The 22,820-nt window shown below is 65.8% G+C and carries 14 protein-coding genes and 1 tRNA gene; 5 read left to right on the forward strand and 10 right to left on the reverse strand.

Features of this window, described 5'->3' with window-relative positions:
- Positions 1 to 347: 347 nt before the first annotated feature.
- Positions 348 to 1,295, reverse strand: coding sequence for a thioredoxin-disulfide reductase (gene trxB, locus DB354_RS18415; protein WP_107837118.1), 948 nt, complete (start codon positions 1,293 to 1,295; stop codon positions 348 to 350).
- A 333-nt stretch (positions 1,296 to 1,628) separates the two neighbouring features.
- Between trxB and DB354_RS18420 the strand changes: the two genes are divergently transcribed.
- On the forward strand, positions 1,629 to 3,626 hold the full coding sequence (locus tag DB354_RS18420; protein WP_107837751.1) for a YgiQ family radical SAM protein: 1,998 nt from the start codon (positions 1,629 to 1,631) through the stop codon (positions 3,624 to 3,626).
- Positions 3,627 to 3,765: 139 nt separating this feature from the next.
- Here DB354_RS18420 and DB354_RS18425 read toward each other — a convergent pair whose 3' ends face one another.
- The 9 genes from DB354_RS18425 to DB354_RS18465 all read right to left on the reverse strand — a co-directional run bounded on the left by DB354_RS18425 (position 3,766) and on the right by DB354_RS18465 (position 18,612).
- Positions 3,766 to 4,662 carry a c-type cytochrome gene (locus tag DB354_RS18425; RefSeq protein WP_107837119.1) on the reverse strand — a complete coding sequence of 299 codons (897 nt, stop codon included), beginning with the start codon at positions 4,660 to 4,662 and terminating at the stop codon, positions 3,766 to 3,768.
- A gap of 222 nt (positions 4,663 to 4,884) precedes the next feature.
- Positions 4,885 to 6,906, reverse strand: a complete 2,022-nt coding sequence (locus DB354_RS18430; protein ID WP_233256696.1) for an ATP-dependent helicase — start codon at positions 6,904 to 6,906, stop codon at positions 4,885 to 4,887.
- A gap of 84 nt (positions 6,907 to 6,990) precedes the next feature.
- On the reverse strand, positions 6,991 to 9,585 hold the full coding sequence (locus tag DB354_RS18435) for a sodium-translocating pyrophosphatase (protein ID WP_107837120.1): 2,595 nt from the start codon (positions 9,583 to 9,585) through the stop codon (positions 6,991 to 6,993).
- 397 nt (positions 9,586 to 9,982) lie between these two features.
- On the reverse strand, positions 9,983 to 11,392 hold the full coding sequence (locus DB354_RS18440; protein WP_107837121.1) for a glycoside hydrolase family 28 protein: 1,410 nt from the start codon (positions 11,390 to 11,392) through the stop codon (positions 9,983 to 9,985).
- Between the two features lie 151 nt (positions 11,393 to 11,543).
- On the reverse strand, positions 11,544 to 12,677 hold the full coding sequence (proB, locus tag DB354_RS18445) for a glutamate 5-kinase (protein WP_107837122.1): 1,134 nt from the start codon (positions 12,675 to 12,677) through the stop codon (positions 11,544 to 11,546).
- A gap of 147 nt (positions 12,678 to 12,824) precedes the next feature.
- Positions 12,825 to 13,370, reverse strand: coding sequence for a ribosome recycling factor (frr, locus tag DB354_RS18450; RefSeq protein WP_107837123.1), 546 nt, complete (start codon positions 13,368 to 13,370; stop codon positions 12,825 to 12,827).
- Between the two features lie 84 nt (positions 13,371 to 13,454).
- Positions 13,455 to 14,195 (reverse strand): UMP kinase, encoded by a 741-nt coding sequence (gene pyrH / locus DB354_RS18455; RefSeq protein ID WP_107837124.1) that lies wholly within the window; start codon positions 14,193 to 14,195, stop codon positions 13,455 to 13,457.
- A gap of 114 nt (positions 14,196 to 14,309) precedes the next feature.
- Complete coding sequence (locus DB354_RS18460; RefSeq protein WP_107837125.1) at positions 14,310 to 18,296, reverse strand: response regulator; 3,987 nt, start codon at positions 18,294 to 18,296, stop codon at positions 14,310 to 14,312.
- Positions 18,297 to 18,535: 239 nt separating this feature from the next.
- Positions 18,536 to 18,612: transfer RNA gene (locus DB354_RS18465), tRNA-Pro, on the reverse strand.
- A gap of 146 nt (positions 18,613 to 18,758) precedes the next feature.
- Here DB354_RS18465 and DB354_RS18470 point away from each other — a divergent pair.
- The 4 genes from DB354_RS18470 (at position 18,759) to sufB (ending at position 22,795) form a co-directional block, all read left to right on the forward strand.
- Positions 18,759 to 19,865, forward strand: a complete 1,107-nt coding sequence (locus tag DB354_RS18470) for a Gfo/Idh/MocA family oxidoreductase (RefSeq protein ID WP_107837126.1) — start codon at positions 18,759 to 18,761, stop codon at positions 19,863 to 19,865.
- Between the two features lie 102 nt (positions 19,866 to 19,967).
- Positions 19,968 to 20,438 carry a transcriptional repressor gene (locus tag DB354_RS18475; RefSeq protein WP_107837127.1) on the forward strand — a complete coding sequence of 157 codons (471 nt, stop codon included), beginning with the start codon at positions 19,968 to 19,970 and terminating at the stop codon, positions 20,436 to 20,438.
- Positions 20,439 to 20,483: 45 nt separating this feature from the next.
- On the forward strand, positions 20,484 to 21,245 hold the full coding sequence (sufC, locus tag DB354_RS18480) for a Fe-S cluster assembly ATPase SufC (protein ID WP_107837128.1): 762 nt from the start codon (positions 20,484 to 20,486) through the stop codon (positions 21,243 to 21,245).
- Positions 21,246 to 21,340: 95 nt separating this feature from the next.
- Positions 21,341 to 22,795 carry a Fe-S cluster assembly protein SufB gene (gene sufB / locus DB354_RS18485; RefSeq protein ID WP_107837129.1) on the forward strand — a complete coding sequence of 485 codons (1,455 nt, stop codon included), beginning with the start codon at positions 21,341 to 21,343 and terminating at the stop codon, positions 22,793 to 22,795.
- Positions 22,796 to 22,820 lie beyond the last annotated feature (25 nt).

The following is a 22,820-nucleotide window of genomic DNA, read 5'->3' on the forward strand; positions in this document are numbered from 1 at the left end:
CCGAGCGGAATGAAGCAGGGAAAGGCGGTCACGCCGCCTTGGTGCGCCCGGGGGGCGGCGGCTATTTGAGCCCCAGGATGATGAGGAGAACGCCTGCGGCGAAAACCAGGAGGAGAAGGGCGAGTACGCCCATTCCCTTCGGCATGGGGGAATCCTGAAAACTGCGATCCTGCTGATTGCGTGACATCGAGATGAAGCGCCGGCGACGACTGCCGTGGCCGACGGCATCTTCCTAGCACGCCCGCCCGCAGGAGCCGCGCGCAAACATTCGTAAATTCCACGCGCAGCCGCGTGGAAATGAGGAGGAGGCCTCAGGCGGACCGGGGTGATCTGCCCGGTCGCTGGGGTCATGCGCCGTGTTCGGCGAGCCAGCGCTCGGCCTCGATGGCGGCGGCGCAGCCCATGCCGGCTGCGGTGATCGCCTGGCGGTACACGTGATCGGCGCAGTCACCGGCGACGTACACGCCCGGGACCTTGGTCCGCACCTGGGAACCGGCCGCGGGTTTGAAGTAGCCGTTTTCGTCCACGTCCAGGGCGGCGGCGAACGGGGCGGTGTTGGGCATGTGGCCGATGGCGACGAACACGCCCTTCACCGCGAGGGTCGATTCGACGCCGGTCTTGACGTTCTTGATGCGCAGCCCGCTCACCGCGCCGGCGTCCACGCCCTCGACGGCGACGGGGACGCTGTCCCAGACGCAGGTGATCTTTTCGTGGGTGGTGGCGCGCTCCGCCATGATCTTGGAGGCGCGCAGGGCGTCGCGGCGGTGCACCAGGTAGACACGGCTGGCAAAACGGGTGAGGAAGAGCGCCTCTTCCGCGGCGCTATCGCCGCCGCCGATCACGGCGACGTCCATCTTGCGGTAGAACGCGCCGTCGCAGGTTGCGCAGGTGGTGACGCCCTTGCCGCCGTAGAGCTCCTTTTCGCCGGGGATGCCGGTCATGCGCGGGGAGGCGCCCGTGGCGATGATGACGCTCTTGGCGAGGATCGTGCGGTCGCTGCAGACGATCCGGCGGGGCATCGCGGTGAAATCGACCGACGTGACGAACGCCTGCTCGAAGCGGGTGCCGAACTTCGTGGCCTGCTCGCGCAGGTTGGTCATCAGCTGGAAGCCGTCGATGCCCTGGGGAAATCCGGGGAAGTTCTCCACCTCGCTCGTCGTGGTGAGCTGCCCGCCGGGGAGCGAGCCCTCGATGACCAGGGGTTTGAGGTTGGCGCGACCGGTATAGATGGCGGCGGTGAGTCCAGCGCAGCCAGTGCCAACGATCACGACGTTTTCGACGGGGGAAGTGGACATGGGAAGAGGAGCTTCGAAAAGAGGGGAACGTAGCACACAGCGCAACTGCTGAAACGCGGCCGCTTGGCGAAGCGGCCTAATGTAGAATTGAGAATGAAGAATGCAGAATGCTTACGCCGCGCTAATGCCGAAAGGTGAAGGAAGAATGCAGAAGGTCCGACATCGAGGTGGAGGCACGCCAGACGGCGGAAACTGGCCCCTTCCGAACCCTGGCTGCGTTTGACTCCGATCTGACTGACGTCCGGCCTCCGGCTTCAGGCTTCCGGCCTCCGAAATCCGGTCTAGGCGGGCTTGCGCCGGGGAAAATTCGCCCTGACGGTCTGGCCGTTCCCGATGCCCACACCGACTGCACCCGCCAAATCCACGCCGCGTGACACCACTTGGGATCCCGCGCGCTGGCTGCCGACCACGCGCGACGAGCTGGAGGCGCGCGGCTGGGATTATGTGGATGTGATTCTCATTTCCGGGGATGCCTATGTGGATCACCCGGCCTTCGGCACGGCGGTGGTGGGACGGCTGATCGAGCGCGAGGGATTTCGGATCGCAATCGTGCCGCAGCCAAACTGGCGGGACGACCTGCGCGATTTCAAGAAGCTCGGAACGCCCCGGCTGTTCTTTGGCGTGACGGCGGGTTGCATGGATTCGATGGTGAACCGCTACACGGCGGCGAAGCGGCTGCGGTCGGAGGACGCGTACACGCCGGGCGGCGAGCACGGTTTTCGTCCCGACTATGCGGTGACGGGCTACACGCGGATCCTGAAGCAGTTGTATCCGGACGTTCCCGTGCTGATCGGCGGCATCGAGGCGAGCCTGCGGCGGGTGACGCATTACGACTACTGGTCCGACTCGACCAAGCCGAGCATCCTGGCCGACAGCGGCGCGGACATGCTGGTTTACGGGATGGGCGAGCAGCCCCTCCGGGAGTTGCTGCGGCTGCTGAAGCAGGGCGTGCCGTTTTCGTCGCTGAAGACGATTGCGCAGACGGCGGTGCTGCTGGCGCCGGGCGCGGTGCCGCCGAAGAACCAGAACTGGGAGGATTTCGCGCTGCACTCGCACGAGGAGTGCCTGGCGGACCGCACGCTGTACGCGACGAACTTCAAGCAGATCGAAACCGAGTCGAACCGGGTGAAGGCGCGGCGGCTGCTCCAGCTGATCGGCGACCGGCTGCTGGTGGTAAACCCGCCTTTCCCGACGATGACCGAGCAGCAGATCGATGCCAGTTTCGACCTGCCGTACACGCGGCTGCCGCATCCGCGCTACCGCAAGCGCGGGCCGATTCCGGCGTACGAGATGATCAAGCACTCGATCAACATGCACCGCGGGTGCTTTGGCGGCTGCAGCTTCTGCACGATCTCGGCGCACCAGGGGAAGTTCGTCGCGAGCCGGAGCAAGGAGAGCATCCTGCGCGAGGTGGAGGCGATCAAACTGATGCCGGACTTCCGCGGCACGATCACCGACCTCGGCGGCCCGTCGGCGAACATGTACCGGATGAAGGGCAAGGAGCAGTGGATCTGCGACGAGTGCACGCGGCCGAGCTGCATCTGGCCGAGTGTATGCCGCAACCTGGATACGGATCACACCGCCCTGCTCGACATCTACAAATCCGTGCGCGAGACGCCGGGCGTGAAGCACGCCTTCGTCACGAGCGGGCTGCGCTACGATCTCTTCCTGCACGACCATGCCTCGCCGCAGGCGAAGCAGAGCCACGAGACGTTCATCGACGAACTCGTGGCGCACCACGTCTCGGGGCGGCTCAAGGTGGCGCCTGAACACACCTCCGACGACGTGCTGAAGGTAATGCGCAAGCCGTCCTTCGGATACTTCTACAAGTTCAAGGAGAAGTTCGACGCGGCGAAGGAGAAGCAGGGCAAGCCGCAGATGCAGATCGTGCCGTACTTCATCAGCTCGCACCCGGGTTCGAAACCCGAGGACATGGCGGACGTGGCGCTGAAGACGAAGGAACTCGGGTTCAAGCTGGAGCAGGTGCAGGATTTCACGCCGACGCCGATGACGGTGGCGACGGAGATCTACGCGACGGGCGTGCACCCGTACAACCAGCAGCCGGTGAACGTGGCCAAGACGCCGGAGGAGAAGCAGGAGCAGCGCAGCTTCTTCTTCTGGTATAAGCCGGAGATGCGGGGACCCCTGCGGTCGACGCTGCACCGGCTGGGGCTGGACGAGATTGCCGGCCGGCTGCTGGGCGGCGGCGGCGCGAAGGCGGAGATGATCGCCGGCAGCGATCCAGGATTTCAGCGGCAGCAGCAAGGCTGCGGTGGACGCCGCCCGGCGCCCCAGCCCGACAAGCCGTGGTTCGGGAAGAAACGCCGATAAGAAATCGCGGACGCGTTTTCCTCAGGGGGCGAGGGGCGACGTTGTCGAAGCTCGGATGCGCACGTCTTGCCCCTCCTGAAACGGGGTCCCCGGCCGGGGCGTCCTGAACGGAGGCAGGAGCGAGGGGGGGCGGGCGACGTCAGCGGGTGCCGGTGGCGGCGGGGGGCAGGCTGCGGAAGTAGGCGAAGAGCGCGCGGAGTTCGATGTCGTCGAGGCCGGCGAAGGCGCGCGGCATGACCGGGCTGATCTCGGCGCCGTCCGGACGGCGCGCCTCGCGCAGGGCGCGGACGAAGTCGGCCTCGGTCCAGCGGGCGAGGTCGCCGGTGGGGTGGGGAGTGAGGTTGCGCGCGGGCGGCCAGTCGGGCGGCCCGATCTCGATCTTGCCGCCGGAGAAGTTGGCGCCGTGGCAGCCGGTGCAGCCATTGGCCAGGTAGCGGCCGTAGTCGACGGTCACGGCCTTGGCGACGGTGGCCGGATGGATGCGGGCGTGGTCGATGGTGGTGGCGGCGAGCTTCATCTTGCCGAACGCGAGCAGAGCGCGGGTGACGGGGCCGAAGGCCAGCGGGACGTTCGCCTGGTCCACGGCGGGGACGGTCTTCAGGTAGGCGATGAGGCTGCCGAGATCCTCGTCGCTGAAATGCGAATACTCCTCCGACGGCATGAGGAAGAGCGCGCGGCCGTCGGGCGCGACGCCGTGGCGGATGGCGCGAACCCAGTCGGAGTCGGTGAAGACGGCGGTGCGGCTGCCGCGCCCGCGGGTGAGATTGGTGCCGTGGATCCGGCCCATGGCGCCGTCGTCCATGACCTTGGCGCCGGCGAGATTGGCGCCGTGGCAGTCGACGCAGCCGCGAGTGCGGGCGAGGTGTTCGCCGCGGGCGATGGCCTCGGGGGAGGAGGGAATGACCACCGGACGGGCGTTGACGGCGAAGTGGCGGGAGAGCTTGGCGTTGCTCGCGAAGTAGATGCCGGTGGCGCCGAGGGCGATGGCAGCAGCCAACGTCCCCGCGGCATAGCCGAGGAATTTAAGAACCTTCATGTGGGAGTGTGGGAGCTGGCGGTGAAAGCAGCTACGGCACGCTCGTGCAAGAAGTTTGATCCAGGTGACGGCCGGCGGGCCGAGCCGCAGGTCACGATCGTTCTCTTCCTCTTACTCGTTCTCTTTCTCTCGAAGGATTCGAGGCCGGCGGCGGGAGCGTTGGAGAGTAAGAGAAAGAGGAAGAGTAAGAGAAAGACTCCCGGTCAGACCGGATCGCCGACGTTACCAGCCGTAGTTACGCTTGATGCGGAGGGGCTGGTAGAGGTCGGGGGGGAGCTCCTGGAGGAAGCGGCTGGGGGAAAGCAGCATGGAGGGGCCGCCCTTCGTGTTCAGCTTGGGGAAGCAGAGGTAGAGCTCGTCGCGGGCGCGGGTGACGGCGACGTAGAAGAGGCGGCGTTCCTCCTCGACGTCGTTGGCCTCGATGGCGCGGCGGAGGGGGAACATGCCCTCGGCGAGGCCGATGAGGAACACGGCGGCGTACTCGAGGCCCTTGGCTTGGTGGACGGTCGTGAGACGGAGGGCGTCGGCGTTGGGATCGGCGGAGCGGTCGCTCGTCTCGCTGTTGAGGAGCATGATCTGGGCGAGCAGCTCCTGCATGTCCTCATAGCGGCTGGCGAAGCCGATGAGCGACTTCAGGTCGTCGAGGCGCGAGGCGTAGTTGGAGAACGCGCCGCGGAGGTAGTCGCCGTACCAGCCGTCGATGGCGGTCTCGACGGCGTTGTGCGGGCGCATCGTGCGCATGATCTCGCTGACCTGCTGGAGCGAGGCGACGAACTTGGGCCACTCCTCGCGAGCATCCTTCGGCACGCGGCTGGCGACGTCGTCGCTGCTGAGCGCGTCGACGAAGTTCTGCTGCAGCAGGCGGGCGTGGTCGAGGGCGGCGGAGTGGAGCTTCTGGGCGTTCTTGTCGCCGACCTTGGGCAGCAGGATCGCGATGCGGTTCCAGGCCGCGACATCGCTCGGGTTGTACACGAAGCGTAGGAGGGCTACGAGGTCCCGGATGTGCGCCTGCTCGAAGAAGCGGACGCCGCTGGTGATCTGGTAGGGGATCTGCAGGCGCGCGAGCTCGAGCTGGATGTCGAGGGCCTGGAAGTGCGCGCGATAAAGGATGGCGATGTCGCTCAACGAGCAGCCCTCGTCGAGGAGGCCGCGGACGCGCTGCACGATGAATTGCGCCTGTTCCCGACCGTCCATCGCCTGGACGAGGAAGGGCTTCTCGGAGTTGGCGCGGGCGGGGCGGAGCTCCTTGTCGAAGTGACGGCCCTTGGGTTGGGCGAGGAGGACGCCGTTGGCGAGGGCGAGGATCTGCGGCGTGGAGCGGTAATTGGTCTCGATCCGGTGGACGACGGTGCCGGGGTGCCGGTCGGGGAAGGTGAGGATGTTTTCGAAGTTCGCGCCGCGCCAAGAGTAGATGCACTGGGCGTCGTCGCCAACGGCCATCACCCGGTGGTGCGAGGCGATGGTGTCGACGATCTGGGACTGGAGCGTGTTGGTGTCCTGGTACTCGTCGACGAGCACGTGGCGGAAGCGCTGGCTGAAGTAATTGGCGACCTCCGGGGACTTCTTCAGGAGGTCGAGCCAGAACTCGAGCAGGTCGTCGTAGTCGACGACGTTGGCCTCGCGTTTCCGCTCGGCGTATTTCTGGGCGAACGCGGGGAGGCGGTCGAGGATGCCCTCGTGTTGGGGAAAGAAGCGGCTGACCGTTTCGCTGAACGAGGCCTGCGTGTTGCGCGCCATCGAGATGATGTCGTGGAGCGGGCCGGGGCGCGGGTGGGTCTTGTCCTTGAAGAAGCCCTTGGCGGTCTGCTCGACGGCGTCGCGCAGGATGCCCTCGGACTCATCGGCATCGAGGATGGTGAAGCCGCGGCCCAGGCCGATCGTCTCGCCGTACATGCGCAGCGTGCGGTGGCCGATGCTGTGAAAGGTGCCGCCCCAGAAGCGGGAGGGTTCGACGCCGGTGAGTTCCTGCACGCGGTGGAGCATCTCCTTCGCGGCCTTGTTGGTGAAGGTGAGCAGGAGGATGTCGCCGGGGCGCACGCCCTGGGAAAGCAGGTAGGCGACGCGGTAGGTGAGGGTGCGGGTCTTGCCGGAGCCGGCGCCGGCGAGAACCAGGAGCGGGCCGGGCTCAGCGGTAACGGCGGCGTACTGCTCGTCGTTGAGCTGGGCGCGAAAGTCGATCGGCGGGATGCCGTCCGGCAGGCGCTGGTTGTCGAGGGCAAAATCCATGAAGCTCGCAACGCTCATGCATGGCGTGGCGGAGGCAAAGCAAAAGAAAGCCGGCGCCACCCGAGGATGGCGCCGGCGGTGAACCGAAGAGATGAGCGTGGGTCAGGCCGCCTGCTGGGCGTCCTTGTCGTCGGAACCGCTCTGGTCCTTGCCGTCGCCCATCTCGGACATCTCCTTCATTTCCTTCGTCTCGCGCTTGCTCTGCCACAGCGACCAGCCGATGGCGCCGGCGCAGATGAGGGAGACGAGCACCGCGACGAGCCGACCATAGGAGGCCTGCGGGGTGAGGAGGTTGTATTTGATGACGAGACCGAGGGTGAGGAGGCTGACCATGTTCATGACCTTGATCAGCGGGTTGATGGCGGGACCGGCGGTGTCCTTGAGCGGGTCGCCGACGGTGTCGCCGGTGACGGCGGCCTTGTGGGCTTCGGAGCCCTTGCCGCCGTGGTGGCCGTCCTCGATGAGCTTCTTGGCGTTGTCCCACGCGCCGCCGGCGTTCGCCATGAAGACGGCGAGGAGCTGGCCGACGAGGATCATGCCGGCGAGGAAACCACCGAGGGCCTGCGTGCCGAGGAGGAAGCCCACGAGGATGGGCGTGAGGATGGCGAGGAAGCCGGGGCCGATGAGTTCCTTCTGCGCCATGGAGGTGCAGATATCGACGACGCGGCCGTAGTCGGGCTTCTTGGTGCCGGCCCAGATTTCCTTATCGCGGAACTGGACGCGGCATTCCTTCACGATGAGGAAGGCGGCGCGGCCGACGGCGCGGATGAGCATCGAGCTGAACAGGAACGGCACGGCGCCGCCGATGAGGAAGCCGATGAACACCATCGGGTGGGCGACGGTGAGTTTGCCGGCTTCGGCGAGGTACTGCTCGGTGGTCATCTGGCTGATCTTGTCCTCGCTGCCGACGGCGATGACGGCGATGAAGCTTGAGAAGAGCGAGACGGCGGCGATGACGGCGGATCCGATGGCGATGCCCTTGGTCTCGGCCTTGGTGGTGTTACCCACGGCGTCGAGGTCGGCGAGAATCTGGCGGGCACGCTGGTAGGAGCCCTTCTCCTGCTTTTCCATGGCGGCCTTGTCGTAACCCATTTCGCCGATGCCGTTGGCGTTGTCGGCGACCGGCCCGAAGACATCCATGGAGATGGTGTTGCCGGTGAGCGTGAGCATGCCGATGCCGGTCATGGCGACGCCGTACGCGACGAACAGCGGCGGGGTGCCGGTGTAGCAGAGGAAGGAAAGGAGGATCGCGCCGCCGATCACCATGACGGTGGCGACGGTGCTCTCATAACCCACGGCGAAGCCCTGGATGATGTTGGTGGCGTGGCCGGTCTGGCAGCTGCGCGCGAGGCCGCGCACCGGGGCGTGCGTCGTATGCGTGAAGTAGCTGGTGACCTTGTTCAGGGCGATCGCGAGGATGACGCCGATGAAGCAGGTGATGACCGGGCGGAGGTCGGTGTTGGCGAGGCCGAAGTTGGCCCAGAACGGCAGGGCGGTTGGATCGCCGCCGGGGAAGCCGGCCTTGGCCATCGGGTTGAGCCCGAGGTAGGTCGCGTCGAACTTCAGGTACATGGCGCCGAGGGCGAAGAAGCCGGCGACGGAGATGAAGGAACCGATCCAGAAGCCGCGGTGCACGCTCTTGAGGGCGGTGTCCGAGGTGTCGTTGGCGCCGGCCTTCACGGTGTAGGTGCTGATGATGGAGCCGAGCACGCCGATGCCGCGCACGAGGAGCGGGAAGATGACGCCCTTGTGGCCGAAGGTGGCGAGGCCGAGAATCATGGCCGCGACCATGGTGACCTCGTAGCTCTCGAAGATATCGGCCGCCATGCCGGCGCAGTCGCCGACGTTGTCGCCCACGTTGTCGGCGATGGTCGCGGCGTTGCGCGGATCGTCCTCGGGGATGTTCTTCTCGATCTTGCCGACGAGGTCGGCGCCGACGTCAGCCGCCTTGGTGTAGATGCCGCCGCCGACGCGCATGAAGAGTGCGAGGAGGGTGCCGCCGAAGCCGAAGCCGAGGAGCGCCTCGTAGGCCTGTTCGCCGTAGGCGAGGAAGATGAGGGTGCCGCCGAGGAGGCCGAGGCCGTCGGTGAGCATGCCGGTGACGGTGCCGGTGCGGTAGCCGAGCTGCATGGCCTCGCCGTAGGAGCGGGTGGCGGCGGCGGCGACGCGGAGGTTGCCGGTGGTCGCCAGGCGCATGCCGACGAAGCCGACGGCCCAACTGAAGAGCGAGCCGACGAGGAAGGCGCCGGCGCGGCCGAACTTGAACGCGGCCTCATCGCTCTGGGTCGTGACGAAAAGGATCAGCGTGATGACGACGATCAACGGCCCGATCTTGCGAAACTGGGCGCCGAGGTAGGCGTTGGCGCCCTCGCGGACGGCGTTGGCGATCGCCTGCATGCGCGACGTGCCGGCGTCGGCCTTGGTCACCTGGCGCGCGAGCAGCCAGGCATACACCAGGCCGGCCACGGCGATGCCGAGCACGACCAGGAGCGACCAGATTTCGAGCGGCGTGTACTTCGGGTCGGAGAAGAGCGCGAAGTAGTGGAAACCGCTTTCATGCGATCCCGGGGGAGTACCTCCTTCCGAACTCTGCGCGAACAAGGGGCGCGCAAAAAACGCGGCCAGAAAACCGGCCGCGCAAATTCCAGGATAGTACCTCACCACACGGGGATGTCGGATCAGTTTGATCGGGTTCACAGGGAGAAAAAGACGGGGGCTCACCGGAGCGAGGGCGCTTCCGGGGCGAAAAGGGCACGCAGCGAACGCACGCACTTCATTGGACGCTGGGTTTTGGAGCGGGGGTTTAACGAATTGCCGGCGTGTACCATAATTACAGAGAACGGCGGAACCGGCTGTGCGTTCGTTGGCGAACCCATCGCTTCTGTTGCTGCTGCGCGTGCCGCGGAGTAGGTGGACTTATGATACGATCAAGGCTTGACGGCGGAGTCCCAGCACTTTGGCGCGGGTCGGACAAAGGGAGTGGGGGGCGCAGGTGGCAACCGACGGGTGGGGGACAGGGCGACGGCGGGGCAAAAAAAGGCGCGGCCGGAAGCACCGGCCGCGCGAGGCACAGAGAGCGGGAAAGGTGGGATGACTAGTCTCCCTGGGGCGGGCGGGAGCTCAGGCTGCGGGGCAGCTTGGCCGGCAGAATCGTGACGCCCTCGAAGGTGATCCGCCCGGCGTGCTGGACGTACTCGGCGGTCTCCACCCCGGCAAATCTGCTGTCCTTGATCGTGATGCCGTCGACGGTGGCGCCGGGGAAGCTGGCGATGTAGAGCACGCGGGGCGAGGACTGGCTGACGACGTTCTCGAGTTGCACATTGCGGAGGACAGGCCGGTGCGCGCCTTTGGCGCCCTCCTCATAGAGAAAATCCACCGTGATGATCGCCTCGGCGACCTGGCCGATGGTCACGTTGCGCATGAAGATGTTTTCCAGGAGGCCGCCGCGACGGGCGTTGGATTTAAAGCGGAGGGCGCGCTCGAGATTCGGGCTGTCCATCCGGCAGTTCTCGACGAAGACGTTGCGACAGCCGCCGGCGATTTCGCTGCCGATGACGACGCCGCCATGGCCGTCCTTCATCGTGCAGTCGCGGATGATCAGGTTTTCGGAGGGGACGCCAACGCGACGACCGTCGTCGTTGCGGCCGGACTTGATGGCGATGCAGTCGTCACCGGTGTCGAACACGCAGCCCTCGATGAGCACGTCGCGGCAGGAGTCGGGGTCGCAGCCGTCGTTGTTCGGGCCGTGGGTGACGATGTCGAGATTGCGGACGATGACATTGGTGCAGAGCACCGGGTTGATTTCCCACATGGGGGAGCGGCGGATCTTCACTCCCTCGATCAGGACGTTGCGGCAGCGATACGGCTGGAAGAAGTTTGGGCGGAGGAGGTGGCCTTCGCCGAAGAGGCGCTGTTCGACGGGCACGCCCTGGTCGCCGTACTCATTGAGCTGGCGGACGTCCGACGAGGCGCGGGAGGAGCCGTCGGGCCGCTTCTGCGCCCAGCCCCACCAGTTGTCGAGCGACGCGGCGCCATCGAGTGTGCCACGGCCGGTGACGGCGATGTTTTCCTGTTCGAAGGCGTAGATGAGCGCGGAGTAGTTCATGCACTCGATGCCCTCCCAGCGGGAGCGTACGACGGGAAGATAGGCCTGCGGATCGGTGCTGAAGCGCAGCGTGGCGCCCTCGCTCACGTGGAGATTGACGTTGCTGCGCAGGTGAATCGCGCCGGTGAAGAACTCGCCGGCGGGGACGACGACCATGCCGCCGCCGGCCTGGTGGCAGGCATCGATGGCCTGGCGGATGGCGGCGGTGGCATCGGTCTTGCCGTCGGCGACCGCGCCGAAATCGGTGATCGAGAATTTCCGATCCGGGAACTGCGGCGCCTTGATCCGCTGCAGGATTTCCGTCGCGGTGGTCCACGACGGAGCGGCGGTCTCGGCCGCATGGGTCCAGAGGCCGAAGAGGAGGGAAGCCGCGGCCAGGAAGGGGAGGGAAGGTTTCATGGGGCTCAAACTGGGACTCGTGTCCGCGAACATGCGCCAGCCGGCCCTTGGCGCGCAAGCCCAGGCTGGGATGGGCGGGTTGGGCGGCGCCCGTTTGGCCGCCAGCGGATGGCAACAATGCGAGGGGTGGTGCGCGCCGGATGGCGGCGACTCAGAGGAGCACGAGATCGTCGCGATGGATCACTTCCAGGTGTTTCCGCGACGGGAAGAGCTGGCGCATGGCGTCGCCGTGTTTGCCCGCGAGGTTCGCGATCTCACTGCTGCCGAAGCGGGTGCGGCCGCGGGCGAGGACGGTGCCGTCGGGACCTGCGACGTTGACGACATCGCCATCGACGAAGGAACCCTCGGCGCCGGTCACACCAACAGCGAGGAGACTGCGGCCCTGGTCGCGCAGCACGGGGATGGCGCAGGAGTTGATGCGGATGGTGCCGGTCGGCCGCTGGAAAAACGCGAGCCAGCGCTTCTTGGCCTCGAGGGGCAGGCCGCTGGGGACGAAGAACGTGCCGGGGCCGGTGCCCTGAAGGATGCGGGGGAGAATGTCGGCTTCGGCGCCGCTCGCGATGAAGACGCCGCAACCGGCGCGGGTGGCGAGTTTCGCGGCCGAGATCTTGGTGATCATGCCGCCGACGGCCGTGGCGCTCGTGGTACCGCCGGCCATGGCTTCGATGTCCGGGGTGATGCGAGAAACGACGGGCACGATTTGCCCGGTGCCCTGCATGTCGATCAGGCCGGGGGCGGTGGAGAGGATAAACAGGTATTGGGCTTCGGCGAGGCTCGCGACGAGGGCGGAAAGGGTGTCGTTGTCGCCGAACCGGATCTCCTGGATTTCGGCGGAGCTCACGGTGTCGTTCTCGTTGATGACGGGGACGGCGCCGTAGGCGAGAATCTGCTCCAGGCAGGCTTTCACGCTCAGGTAGCGGTCGCGCGAGCGGATGTCCTCGTGGGTGAGCAGGACCTGGGCGGCGACGATGCCAAGAGGCGCGAACGCGCGCTGCCAGACCTGCATGAGCATGCTCTGGCCGATGGCGGCGCACGCCTGCTTTTTCGCCGTTTCCTTTGGACGGCGGAGCAGCCGCAGGGCGCCCAGTCCGAGACCGATGGCGCCGGAGGAGACGACGATCACCTCGGTGCCTTGGGCGCGGAGCGCCGCGATCTGGGCGCAGATGGCCGCGACTCTCGGCTCGTTGAGCTGGCCGACTCCGGAAGTGAGGACGCCGGTGCCGAGCTTCACGACGACCCGGTGGGGTCGCTTGGTGGTCGCGTTGAAGAAGGAGCTGAGAGGCATGGGCGGCACTAGAACAGCGGCGGAAGGGTGGCGCTTAAAGCCGAAAACCACCGGCGACCGGGCCCGGGTGCGTCATCGCCGGGCCGAAAAGGGGCACAAAAAAAGCCCCGGCGGTGGCCGGGGCGGCAGGGAAGCGATGGGCTCGGCTCAGACCGAGAGGAGATCCTTCTCCTTGGCGGCGAGGTTCGCGTTGATGTCGGCGATGGCCTTGTCGGTGGACGTCTGGATATCTTTCTCGAGCCGCTTGGCCTCGTCCTCGGGCAGCTTGGCCTTCTTGGTCACCTCGATCATGTCGCGGCGGATGTTGCGCACCTGCACGCGGCCTTCCTCGGCGAGACGGTGGGCGGTTTTCACGAACTCCTGGCGGCGCTCGCGGCTCATCTCGGGGAGCGGTACGCGGATCAGCTTGGAGTCGATGAGCGGGTTGAAACCAAGATTGGCGTCAATGATCGCCTTGGCGATCGGCTTCACGAGGGTGGCGTCCCACGGCTGGATCTGGATCATCCGGGCGTCGGGCGTGGAGATGGCCGCGCACTCCTTGAGTCGCATCTGCGAACCGTAGGCATCGACCATGACGCTCTCGACCATGGACGGCGTGGCCTTGCCGGTGTGGATGGTGCTGAATTCGTGGAGGGTGTGATCCACGGCCTTCTTCATGCGGGACTGGGCGTCGATCAGGATGGGATGGCTCATCGGGGGGGGAGATTACTGGGTTGAGAATTGAGGCGGGGGAGGAAGCGGAGGCGCGGCCGGGAACCGACCGCGCCCGAAGGGGGATCAGTTGTGGACGAGGGTGCCAATCTTCTCGCCCAGCACGGCCTTGCGGATGGCGTGCTCGTTACCGAGATCAAACACGAGGATGGGCACGCTGTTGTCCATGCAGAGGGAGAACGCCGTCGAATCCATGACGTTGAGGCGCTGCTTCAACGCATCGATGAACGTGAGCTGCTCGAAGCGCACGGCGTCGGGGTATTTCTTCGGGTCCTTGTCGTACACGCCGTCGACCTTGGTGGCCTTGAGGATGATCTCGGCGTGCAGTTCGCTGGCGCGGAGGGCGGCGGTGGTGTCGGTTGAGAAATACGGATTGCCGGTGCCCGCAACGAAGATGACGACGCGGCCCTTTTCGAGGTGGCGCATCGCACGGCGGAGAATGAACGGCTCGGCGATCTGGTTCATCGGGATGGCGCTCTGCACCCGCGTGTTCACACCGAGTTTCTCCAGGCAATCCATGAGGGCGAGGCCGTTGATGACGGTCGCGAGCATGCCCATGTAGTCGCCGGTGGTGCGGTCGACCCCGCGCTTCTCGCCGTTGAGGCCGCGGAAAATGTTTCCGCCGCCGATGACGACGCAGACCTGGACGCCCAGGTCGTGGATTTCTTTCACCTGAATGCAGATCTTCTCCAGCGTCGGACCGTCGATCGGGTCGCCGGCTTTGCCGCCGCGGAGGACTTCTCCGGACAGCTTAAGAACGACGCGTTTATACCGGTTGCGAGGAGTGGCGGGCTTGGAGTCGCGCATAAAAAGGAGCAAACGAACCGGAAAAAAGCGCGTCAATGCCCGATATGGTCACGGACCCTGCCGCACCGGCAGCTCAACTACATGGCGGAGATGCTGATCCGCGCGGTGGGGATTTCAGGAGTTGGGGTGAGAACCGGCCGCGGGCGAACTGGCTACCGTCGGCGCCGGGGAAAAATGGCGGCGAATCGCGGCGGAGATCTCATGCATCTTCACCGGCTTTGAGATGTAATCGTCCATGCCGGCGGCGACGCACATCTCCCGGTCGCCCTGCATGGCGTTGGCGGTGAGGGCGACGATCTTCGGCTGGTGATCCGCCCCCACGCGGGCGCGGATCTGTCGGGTGGCCTCGAAGCCGTCCATCTCCGGCATCTGCAGATCCATCAGCACGAGATCGTAGCGGCGGTTGCGGACGGCGGTGACGGCCTCGATGCCGTTGGCCACGGCCTCGGCGCGATAGCCGAGCCGTTCGAGGAAGCGTAGCGCGACCTTCTGGTTCACCGGGTTGTCCTCGGCCAGGAGCACCTCGAGCGGGATGTCCTCGCCGAGCTTGCGATCGGCGGGTTTCGCGACAGGTAGCCGGCCGAGCGGCAACGGCTGGAAGAGGGCCTTGATTGCGTGCTGGAAGGCGCCGGTGCGGATGGGCTTTGAGACGGTGGCGACCGGGGCGCTGCCGACCGGGGCGGTGGGAGGCGTCTGGCCAAAGGGAAACAGGACGAGCCGGGGGCAGGAGAGGCCGAGCGCGGACGCGGCGGAGGCGGCTGCATCCGTCCCCCCGCCGTCGATCACGAACAGGGCGGGCGGCTTGGGCAGCGTAGTGAGGGTCGTGGCGGCGGCCTTCAGATCGGCGACGACCACGCAGCGCACCGCCATCCGCTCGAACAAGGTGCTGAGGCGCGCCTGAGTGACGGGATGATCCTCGATGCAGAGGACCAGCCCCTCGCGCAGCGGCGGGGGCGTGACCGGCAGTCCGGAATCGGTGCCGCTGACGGCCGCCACGGTCTGGATGGTGAACGCGAAGGAGGAACCCTGGCCCGGGGTGCTTTCGACGCGGATGTCGCCGCCCATGAGGTGGGTGAGGCGCTGGCAGATGGCGAGGCCGAGGCCGGTGCCGCCGTACTTGCGGGTGGTGGAGGAATCGACCTGGCTGAACGCCTTGAAGAGCCGGTCCGCGCGCTCGCGGGGGATGCCGATGCCGGTGTCGCGGACGGTGAACTCGAGAACGATGCGTTTCGGGTCGGGGGCCGCGCCGAACTCGAAATTGTGGGGCACGGGGTCGCGTTTAGCACGGCGGATCTCGAGCGAGATGCTGCCGCTCGGGGTGAATTTCACCGCGTTGTTGACGAGGTTGACGAGCACCTGGCGCAGGCGCGTGACGTCGCCGACGATCCAGGTCGGGACGTCGGCCGCCATGTGGTAACCGATCTCGAGCCGCTTGGCGGCGGCCTGGAGGGCGAAGAGGTCGAGCGCTTCCTCGACGCAGGCGGAGAGCTCGAATCGGGCGCGCTCGAGTTCCATCTTGCCGGACTCGATCTTCGAGAAGTCGAGAATGTCGTTGATGATGGTGAGCAGCGCCTCGCCGGAGGTGCGGATGGTGCTGACGTAGTCGCGCTGCTCGGTCGTCAGGACGGTTTCCATCAGCAGGCTCGTCATGCCAATCACGCCGTTCATCGGCGTGCGGATCTCGTGCGACATGGAGGCGAGAAACTCGCTCTTGGCGCGGGACGCGTCGTCGGCCTCGGCCTTGGCGCGGCGCAGTTGGTGCTCGGTTTCAACGCGGGCGGTGATGTCGGTCTCGACCACGATGAAGTTCTCGAGCTGACCGGTGGCACTGCGGACCGGCTGGATCTCGATGTGCAGATGGAATTTCCGGCCCGACTTCGAGTAGTTGACGATATCGGTGCTGATGCCCTCACCATTGCTGATCGCGGCCTGGATTTCCGCCATCGTCTGCTGACTGGTTTCCGGGCCGACCATGTAGTACGCCGGGTTCTTGCCGACGACTTCCTCGAGCGAGTACTCCATGACCCGGCAGAACGCCTCATTGGCCCACTCGATGTGGCCCTCGCGGGACGTGATGAGCACGGGGTTGTCGGTCTTGGCGGCGACGAGGGAGAGCTTGCGGGCCTCGGCCTGGCTCTCGCGCAGCGCGAGCTCGGCCTCGCGGCGGGCGGTGATGTCCTGGATGGTGCCGACGATCCGGATGGGCCGACCGTCAGCGCCCATGGCGACGGACTTGGAGCGCGTGTAAACCCAGCGCCAGTCGCCATTGCGGGCGCGGACGCGGCATTCCGGTTCGATGAACGTGACGACGCCGTTGAGCTGGGCCTCAACGCGACGGCGGTAGACCGGAACATCGTCGGGGTGGATGAGCGACTGCCACGCATCGACGGTGGAGGGCATGCGGGTGTGATCGTATCCAAGCATGGCCCACAGGCCGGGGCTGTAGTAGACGTGGCCGGCGGTGACGCTCCACTCGAAGATGCCGATCTGGGTGGAATCCAAGGCGAGTCGCAGGCGCTCGTCGGAGACCTTGAGGCGGGCCTCGACGCGGCGGCGTTCCTCGTTCTCGGCGAAGAGCCGCTTGTTGGACAACTCGGCGGCGCGCTGGCCGGCTCGGGCGCGGCGGGCGAGGTGGACGCTGAGGCCGAACAAGGTCGTGATGCCGAAACCGGCGAGGAGGGACAGCTCGGGGAGATAGCGATGGTCGCGCGCGAGGGCGGCGGGACGGGGCGTGAGGCTGACCTGCACGTAGCGGTCCGAGATCCGGAACGTCATCGTGCTGGTGTAGCGCTCGTCGGCGGCCGCTTCGGCGACGCCGGAAACGTAGACGGGGTTCCGGGCGATCGAGGCGATGGCGTGGTACTGGGTGGTGATGCCCTCGCGGGTGGCAATGCGATCGAACAGCGGCTGGTAGGCGAATTCGGCGGCGATGAAGCCGATGAGCATGCGGTCGCGCACGATGGGCGCGTAGATGACGAGGCCGGGCTCGGTGCTGTGTGCGGTGCGGATCCGCGTGGTGCGGGAAGGCACGGCGGTGTTGCTCTCGCTGGCCTCGACCATCGCGTCATGCCGTTCGGGGACGGTATTGTGGTCGAAGCCGATCGCGCCCTCGTTGTTTTCCTGGGGGAAGACCCAGCGCGTGTGGCCGGTGGCCTCGATGTATTGGATGGAGCGGCAGCCGCGATCGACGGAGTTGTTCCACTGGGGGCGGGCGTCCGCCTCCCACAGCGAAGGGGTGCTGGAGACGTTGTTCGCCGCGCGGGCCGCCATGCGTTCGAACTGGTTTACCTGGCGGTCGATCTCGGCCTGCACGTTGGTGACCAGCCGTTCCATTGCCGTCGCGGTGTTGGCGCCGATGTAGGCATTCTCGCGCTGGCCGAGCCCGATCCAAAGGATGAGCGACATCGCGAGGCAGCTGACAACCACCGGCAGGGGCGACCAGGAGGGCGCCTCGCCATTGAGGCGGGTGCTCTCGCGCCAGGCGGTGCTGATCAGCGCCGTACCGAGCAGGAGGAGGCCCGCGGCGGCCATGGTCGAGGTGGGCAGCCCGGCGCCGGACGAATAGATGACCTGGAGCCCGACGGCATAGCCGACGAGGGTTGAAAAACCCGCGGCGCCGATCAGCGAACCCGCGGTGGCCAGGACTGCGAGGCGTTGGCGCGCGTGGCGCTCGAGGGCGCTCCAGGCCAAGGCGCCGCCGCCGAGGAGAAGGCAGATCGAAACCACGAGGCCCATGCGCCCGGCGTTGCCGGCGTTGGCCGCCAGATAGTCGCGCGTGAGCAGTTCATCGATGCGGAGGTTCAACCGCAGCGTATGCTCGACGAGGCTCAGGCCACCAATCGCGGCGGGCGCGAGGGCGAGCCAGGCGACGCGTCGCCGGCCGAATTCGAGGGCGATGAGGACGATGCCAAGGATGACGAACGCGACGGCCGTGTTCATCTTCATCGTCGCCGTGCCGGTGTGTGGCGGCTGCAGCAGCGCGTCGACGCGGAACAGCCAGCCCACGACGGTCAACCCGCCGCAGAGGATGAGCGCGCCTTGAACCGCAAGCGACGCCCGCTCCAGCCACGTGCGCTTCGGCAATGTGGGCAACGAACTCATCAGAGGTATCGGGCTACTACATCGGGCACGGGAAGACGGGGCAATGAGCTTTTCGCCGGAGTGTACTCTGGCGGATACGTGCTGCTACGCAGTGTCACGCCGGCGACGCAGCCGACCAAGATGCTCGCGGGGCAGACCCGCGCGTGGGGCGCCTGGCCGCCGGGGCGGGGGGCGAGTCACGTCGCGCGAGGCCAACAGAAAAGCGGACTCATCGGGGAGGTCCGCTTCGTGGTCAAAAATGGTCGGGCTGGTGAGATTCGAACTCACGACCTCTTGCACCCCATGCAAGCGCGCTACCAGGCTACGCTACAGCCCGAACAAGTGAGGGGTCACAAAGACTCACGGGATAACCCGAGGCAAGTGCTTTTTCCGCCCGGTGTTCTTGGGCGTGTTCGGGCAGCCGATTCCCCGGGCCGATGACCGGACTCGCATCGCGGCCGCGACCCGGGTTAGGGAACAGCCATGAACAAGGTCCGTCTCGGCATCATTGGCTTCGGTGGCATGGGGCAGTTTCATGCGGGAAACGTGCTGAGCGGCAAAGTCGCGCGCTGTGAACTGGTCGCAGCGTGCGATCCCGTGCCGGCCAATTTCGCGCAGTTTCCCCAGGTGCGCGCCTATGCGTCGGAAGCTGAGTTGCTCGGGAGCGGTGAGGTGGATGCCGTGCTGGTGGCGACGCCGCACTATGCCCACACGACGATGGGCATCGCGGCGCTGAATGCCGGCGTGCACGTGATGGTGGAAAAGCCGATTTCGGTCCACGTGGGGGATGCCCGGCGCCTGCTGGCGGCACACGAGGGCCGGTCGCGCCAGGTCTTCGCGGCGATGTTCAACCAAAGGACCGACCCCTTTTTTCAGACGATCCGCCGCTTGGTGAGGACCGGCGAACTGGGCGAAGTCCGTCGCGTGCAGTGGACGATCACAGACTGGTTTCGCACGCATGCCTACTACGCGGGCGACAGTTGGCGGGCAACGTGGGCCGGGGAGGGCGGGGGCGTGCTGCTCAACCAATGCCCGCACAACTTGGATATCTTCCAATGGGTCTTTGGTATGCCTAATCGGGTGAGTGGGTTCTGTAACTATGGGCGTTACCATCCCATCGAAGTGGAGGACGACGTCACTGCTTACTTTGAGCTGCCGGGGGGCGCCCAGGCCACGTTCATCACGTCCACGGGCGAGGCGCCGGGGACCAATCGACTGGAGATTGCGGCGGAACGGGGCCGGCTTGTGTATGAGGCAGAGCGGCTTACGTGGCAGCGCAACGACATGCCGATGAGCGAATTCAGTCGCTCGTCGCCCGAACGTTTTGGCCGGCCAAAGGTGGAAACGGTCGATTTCCAAATCGCCGGGCATGGTGGTCAGCACGTCGAGCTTCTGCAAAATTTTGTCGATGCCATTCTGGACGGTACCCCGCTGATCGCGCCCGCGCCCGAAGGCGTGGCGTCGGTGGAGTTGGCGAACGCGATTTTGCTCTCCGCGTGGCAAAAACGGACAGTCGATATTCCTTTGTGTCCAGAAATTTACGCGACGGAGCTCGCGGCCAGGGTGAAGGCTGGGCGCCGCGACGATTAGGGTTTTTGGCTGGGTCTGCGGGGCGCCATTACCGGTTAGAATAGGTCTAATTCTTACTTGCGCCTTAGAACCATTCCAATTGGTTGGGCGCTCCTGATCCGAATGCGTCCCAATCTCACACCTGATGCGCTCTCCCAGAAGCTCGCCAACAGCGGGCTTCGGTCCACGCCGCAGCGTGAGCTGGTCTATAGCGTGCTATTGGAGCGGCGGGACCATCCAACGGCGGACGAGGTGTATGCCCGCGTGCGCACTGAGATGCCGACGATCTCCCTGGCGACGGTCTATAACTGCCTCGAGGCGCTGGTGCAGTGCCAGGTGGTTCGGGCGGTGAACTTCGAACGGGCTCCCACGCGGTATTGCCCGAATCTGAAGCCCCATGCTCATTTTCACGACGAGAAGTCCGGGCGAGCGTACGACATCGACCTGCCCGAGTCCCTCATGGGTCAGCTCAAGGCGATCCTGCCGCCCGGATATGCCGCGACGTCGGTCGACGTGATCTTCCGGGGCGAAGTCGCCGCGTCCGCACCGCAGCCTGAACTCCTGCCGCACGACGAGACCAAGTTGGCCTCCTGATCTTCCAGCTCTGCCTTCCCCTCCCAGTCCTTTTCAGCACACACCATGTCCTCGCTCGAAATTAAGAACCTCCACGTCGCCATTGGCGAAAAGCCGATCGTCAAGGGGCTCACGCTCACGATCAACAGCGGTGAAGTCCACGCCATCATGGGGCCGAACGGCACGGGCAAGTCGACGCTGTCCAAGGCGATCGCCGGGCATCCCGATTACACGATCACCTCGGGCGAGGTGCTCATTGATGGTCGCTCGCTCCTTGAACTGGAGCCGGACGAGCGCGCCCGGGCCGGTGTCTTTCTGGCGTTTCAATACCCGAGCGAGATCCCGGGCGTCTCGATCGCCAACTTCCTCCGTGCGGCCCAGCAGGCCCGCATGGCCGAAGGCGAGGAACTCGATGCGACCGCGTACTACAAGCGGCTCTATTCCCGCATGGACCTCCTGAAGATCGACCGGAAGTTCACCTCGCGGGCCGTCAACGAGGGGTTCTCCGGCGGCGAGAAGAAGCGCTGTGAGATCCTGCAGATGGCGATGCTCGAGCCGAAGTTCGCCCTGATGGACGAGACCGATTCCGGCCTCGACATCGATGCGCTGCGCATCGTGGCCGATGGCGTGAATCAGCTGCGTGGACCCAACCTGGGCGTGCTGCTGATCACCCACTATCAGCGCCTCCTGAACTACATCGTGCCGGATTTCGTGCACGTCATGTACGACGGTCGCATTGTGAAGAGCGGCGACAAGACCCTGGCGCTCGAACTCGAGGCGAAGGGCTATGACTGGGTCAAACAGGAGCTGGCCGCCGCGACCGCCTGATCCGCCCGCACGACGAAACACCACCTGCACCTGCCACCCGCGACGCGGCCGTTTCCGGCGCGATCGGGCCCGGCAATGCCAATCGGAGGACCACCATGAAACCACCCGAGACCGAAACGCTTTCCAGTCCTGAGACCGACGAGCTCAACGCCAACCCGGTCGCCGGAATTGACCAGTCGGTCGGCGACTTCAGATACGACGTCAAATACGACTTCGATGCCGGCACCGGCCTGACGGAAGAAACCGTTCGCTACATCAGCGGCGTGAAGAAGGAGGCCTCGTGGCTCCTCGATTTCCGCCTCAACGCGCTGAAGACCTTCCTCGCCAAACCGCTCCCGACGCACTGGGCGACGAAGGATCTCGAGAGCATCAACTTCGACAAGATCCGGTACTATCTCGCGAGCGGGCAGAAGCCGAAGCGCACGTGGGAAGAAGTGCCGGACGACATCAAGAAGACGTTCGAACGGCTCGGCATTCCCGAGCAGGAGCGCAAGTACCTCGCCGGCGTCGAGGCGCAGTTCGACTCCGAGGCGGCGTACTCCAACGTGAAGGAGGCCGTCGCGAAGCAGGGCGTCATCTTCGTCAATTCGACCGAGGGCCTGCGGGAGCATCCCGAGCTCTTCCGCAAGTGGTTCGGCAAGGTGATCCCGACGGGTGACAACAAGTTCTCGGCGCTTAACAGCGCGGTGTTCTCCGGTGGCTCCTTCATCTACGTGCCGCCGGGCGTGAAGGTCTCGCATCCGCTGCAGGCCTACTTCCGCATCAACGCGGAGAACTTCGGGCAGTTCGAGCGCACGCTCATCATCGCCGACGAAGGCGCCGAGGTGACCTACATGGAAGGCTGCACGGCGCCGAAGTTCAGCACCTCGACGCTCCACAGCGCCGTCGTCGAACTCGTCGCGCTGAAGGGCGCCAAGATCCAGTACATCACCGTCCAGAACTGGGCCGCCAACGTCTTCAACCTCGTCACCAAGCGCGGCGTCGCGCACGAGGAGGCCGAGATCAAGTGGATCGATTGCAACATCGGCTCGCGCCTCACCATGAAGTATCCCGGGGTCGTCCTGAAGGGCCGCAAGGCCCGCGGTGAGGTGATCTCGATCGCCCTCGCCAACAACGGCCAGCACCAGGACACCGGCGCCAAGATGATTCACGCGGCCGACGAGACGACGTCCAACGTCATCTCCAAGTCGATCAGCGTGGGGCAGGGGCGGGCGACGTATCGCGGCCAGATTCACATCCCGAAGCATCTCAAGGGCTGCAAGAACAACACCGAGTGCGACGCGCTGCTGATCAACACCAACAGCCGCACCGACACGTACCCCGCGATCACCGTGCGCGGCGACCGCAACTACGTGCAGCACGAGGCGAGCGTCTCGAAGGTGAATGAAGACATGATCTTCTACATGCAGCAGCGCGGACTGACCGAAGGCCAGGCCATGAGTCTCGCGGTGAACGGCTTCATCAACGACCTGGCCCGCCAGTTCCCGATGGAGTACTCCGTTGAGCTCAAGCGGCTGATCGACCTCGAAATGGAGGGCAGCGTCGGCTGACGCCCTGGAGCGGGGGCCGCCCCGT

The sequence above is a fragment of the Opitutus sp. ER46 genome (assembly GCF_003054705.1).
In the GTDB taxonomy this organism is placed as follows: domain Bacteria; phylum Verrucomicrobiota; class Verrucomicrobiia; order Opitutales; family Opitutaceae; genus ER46.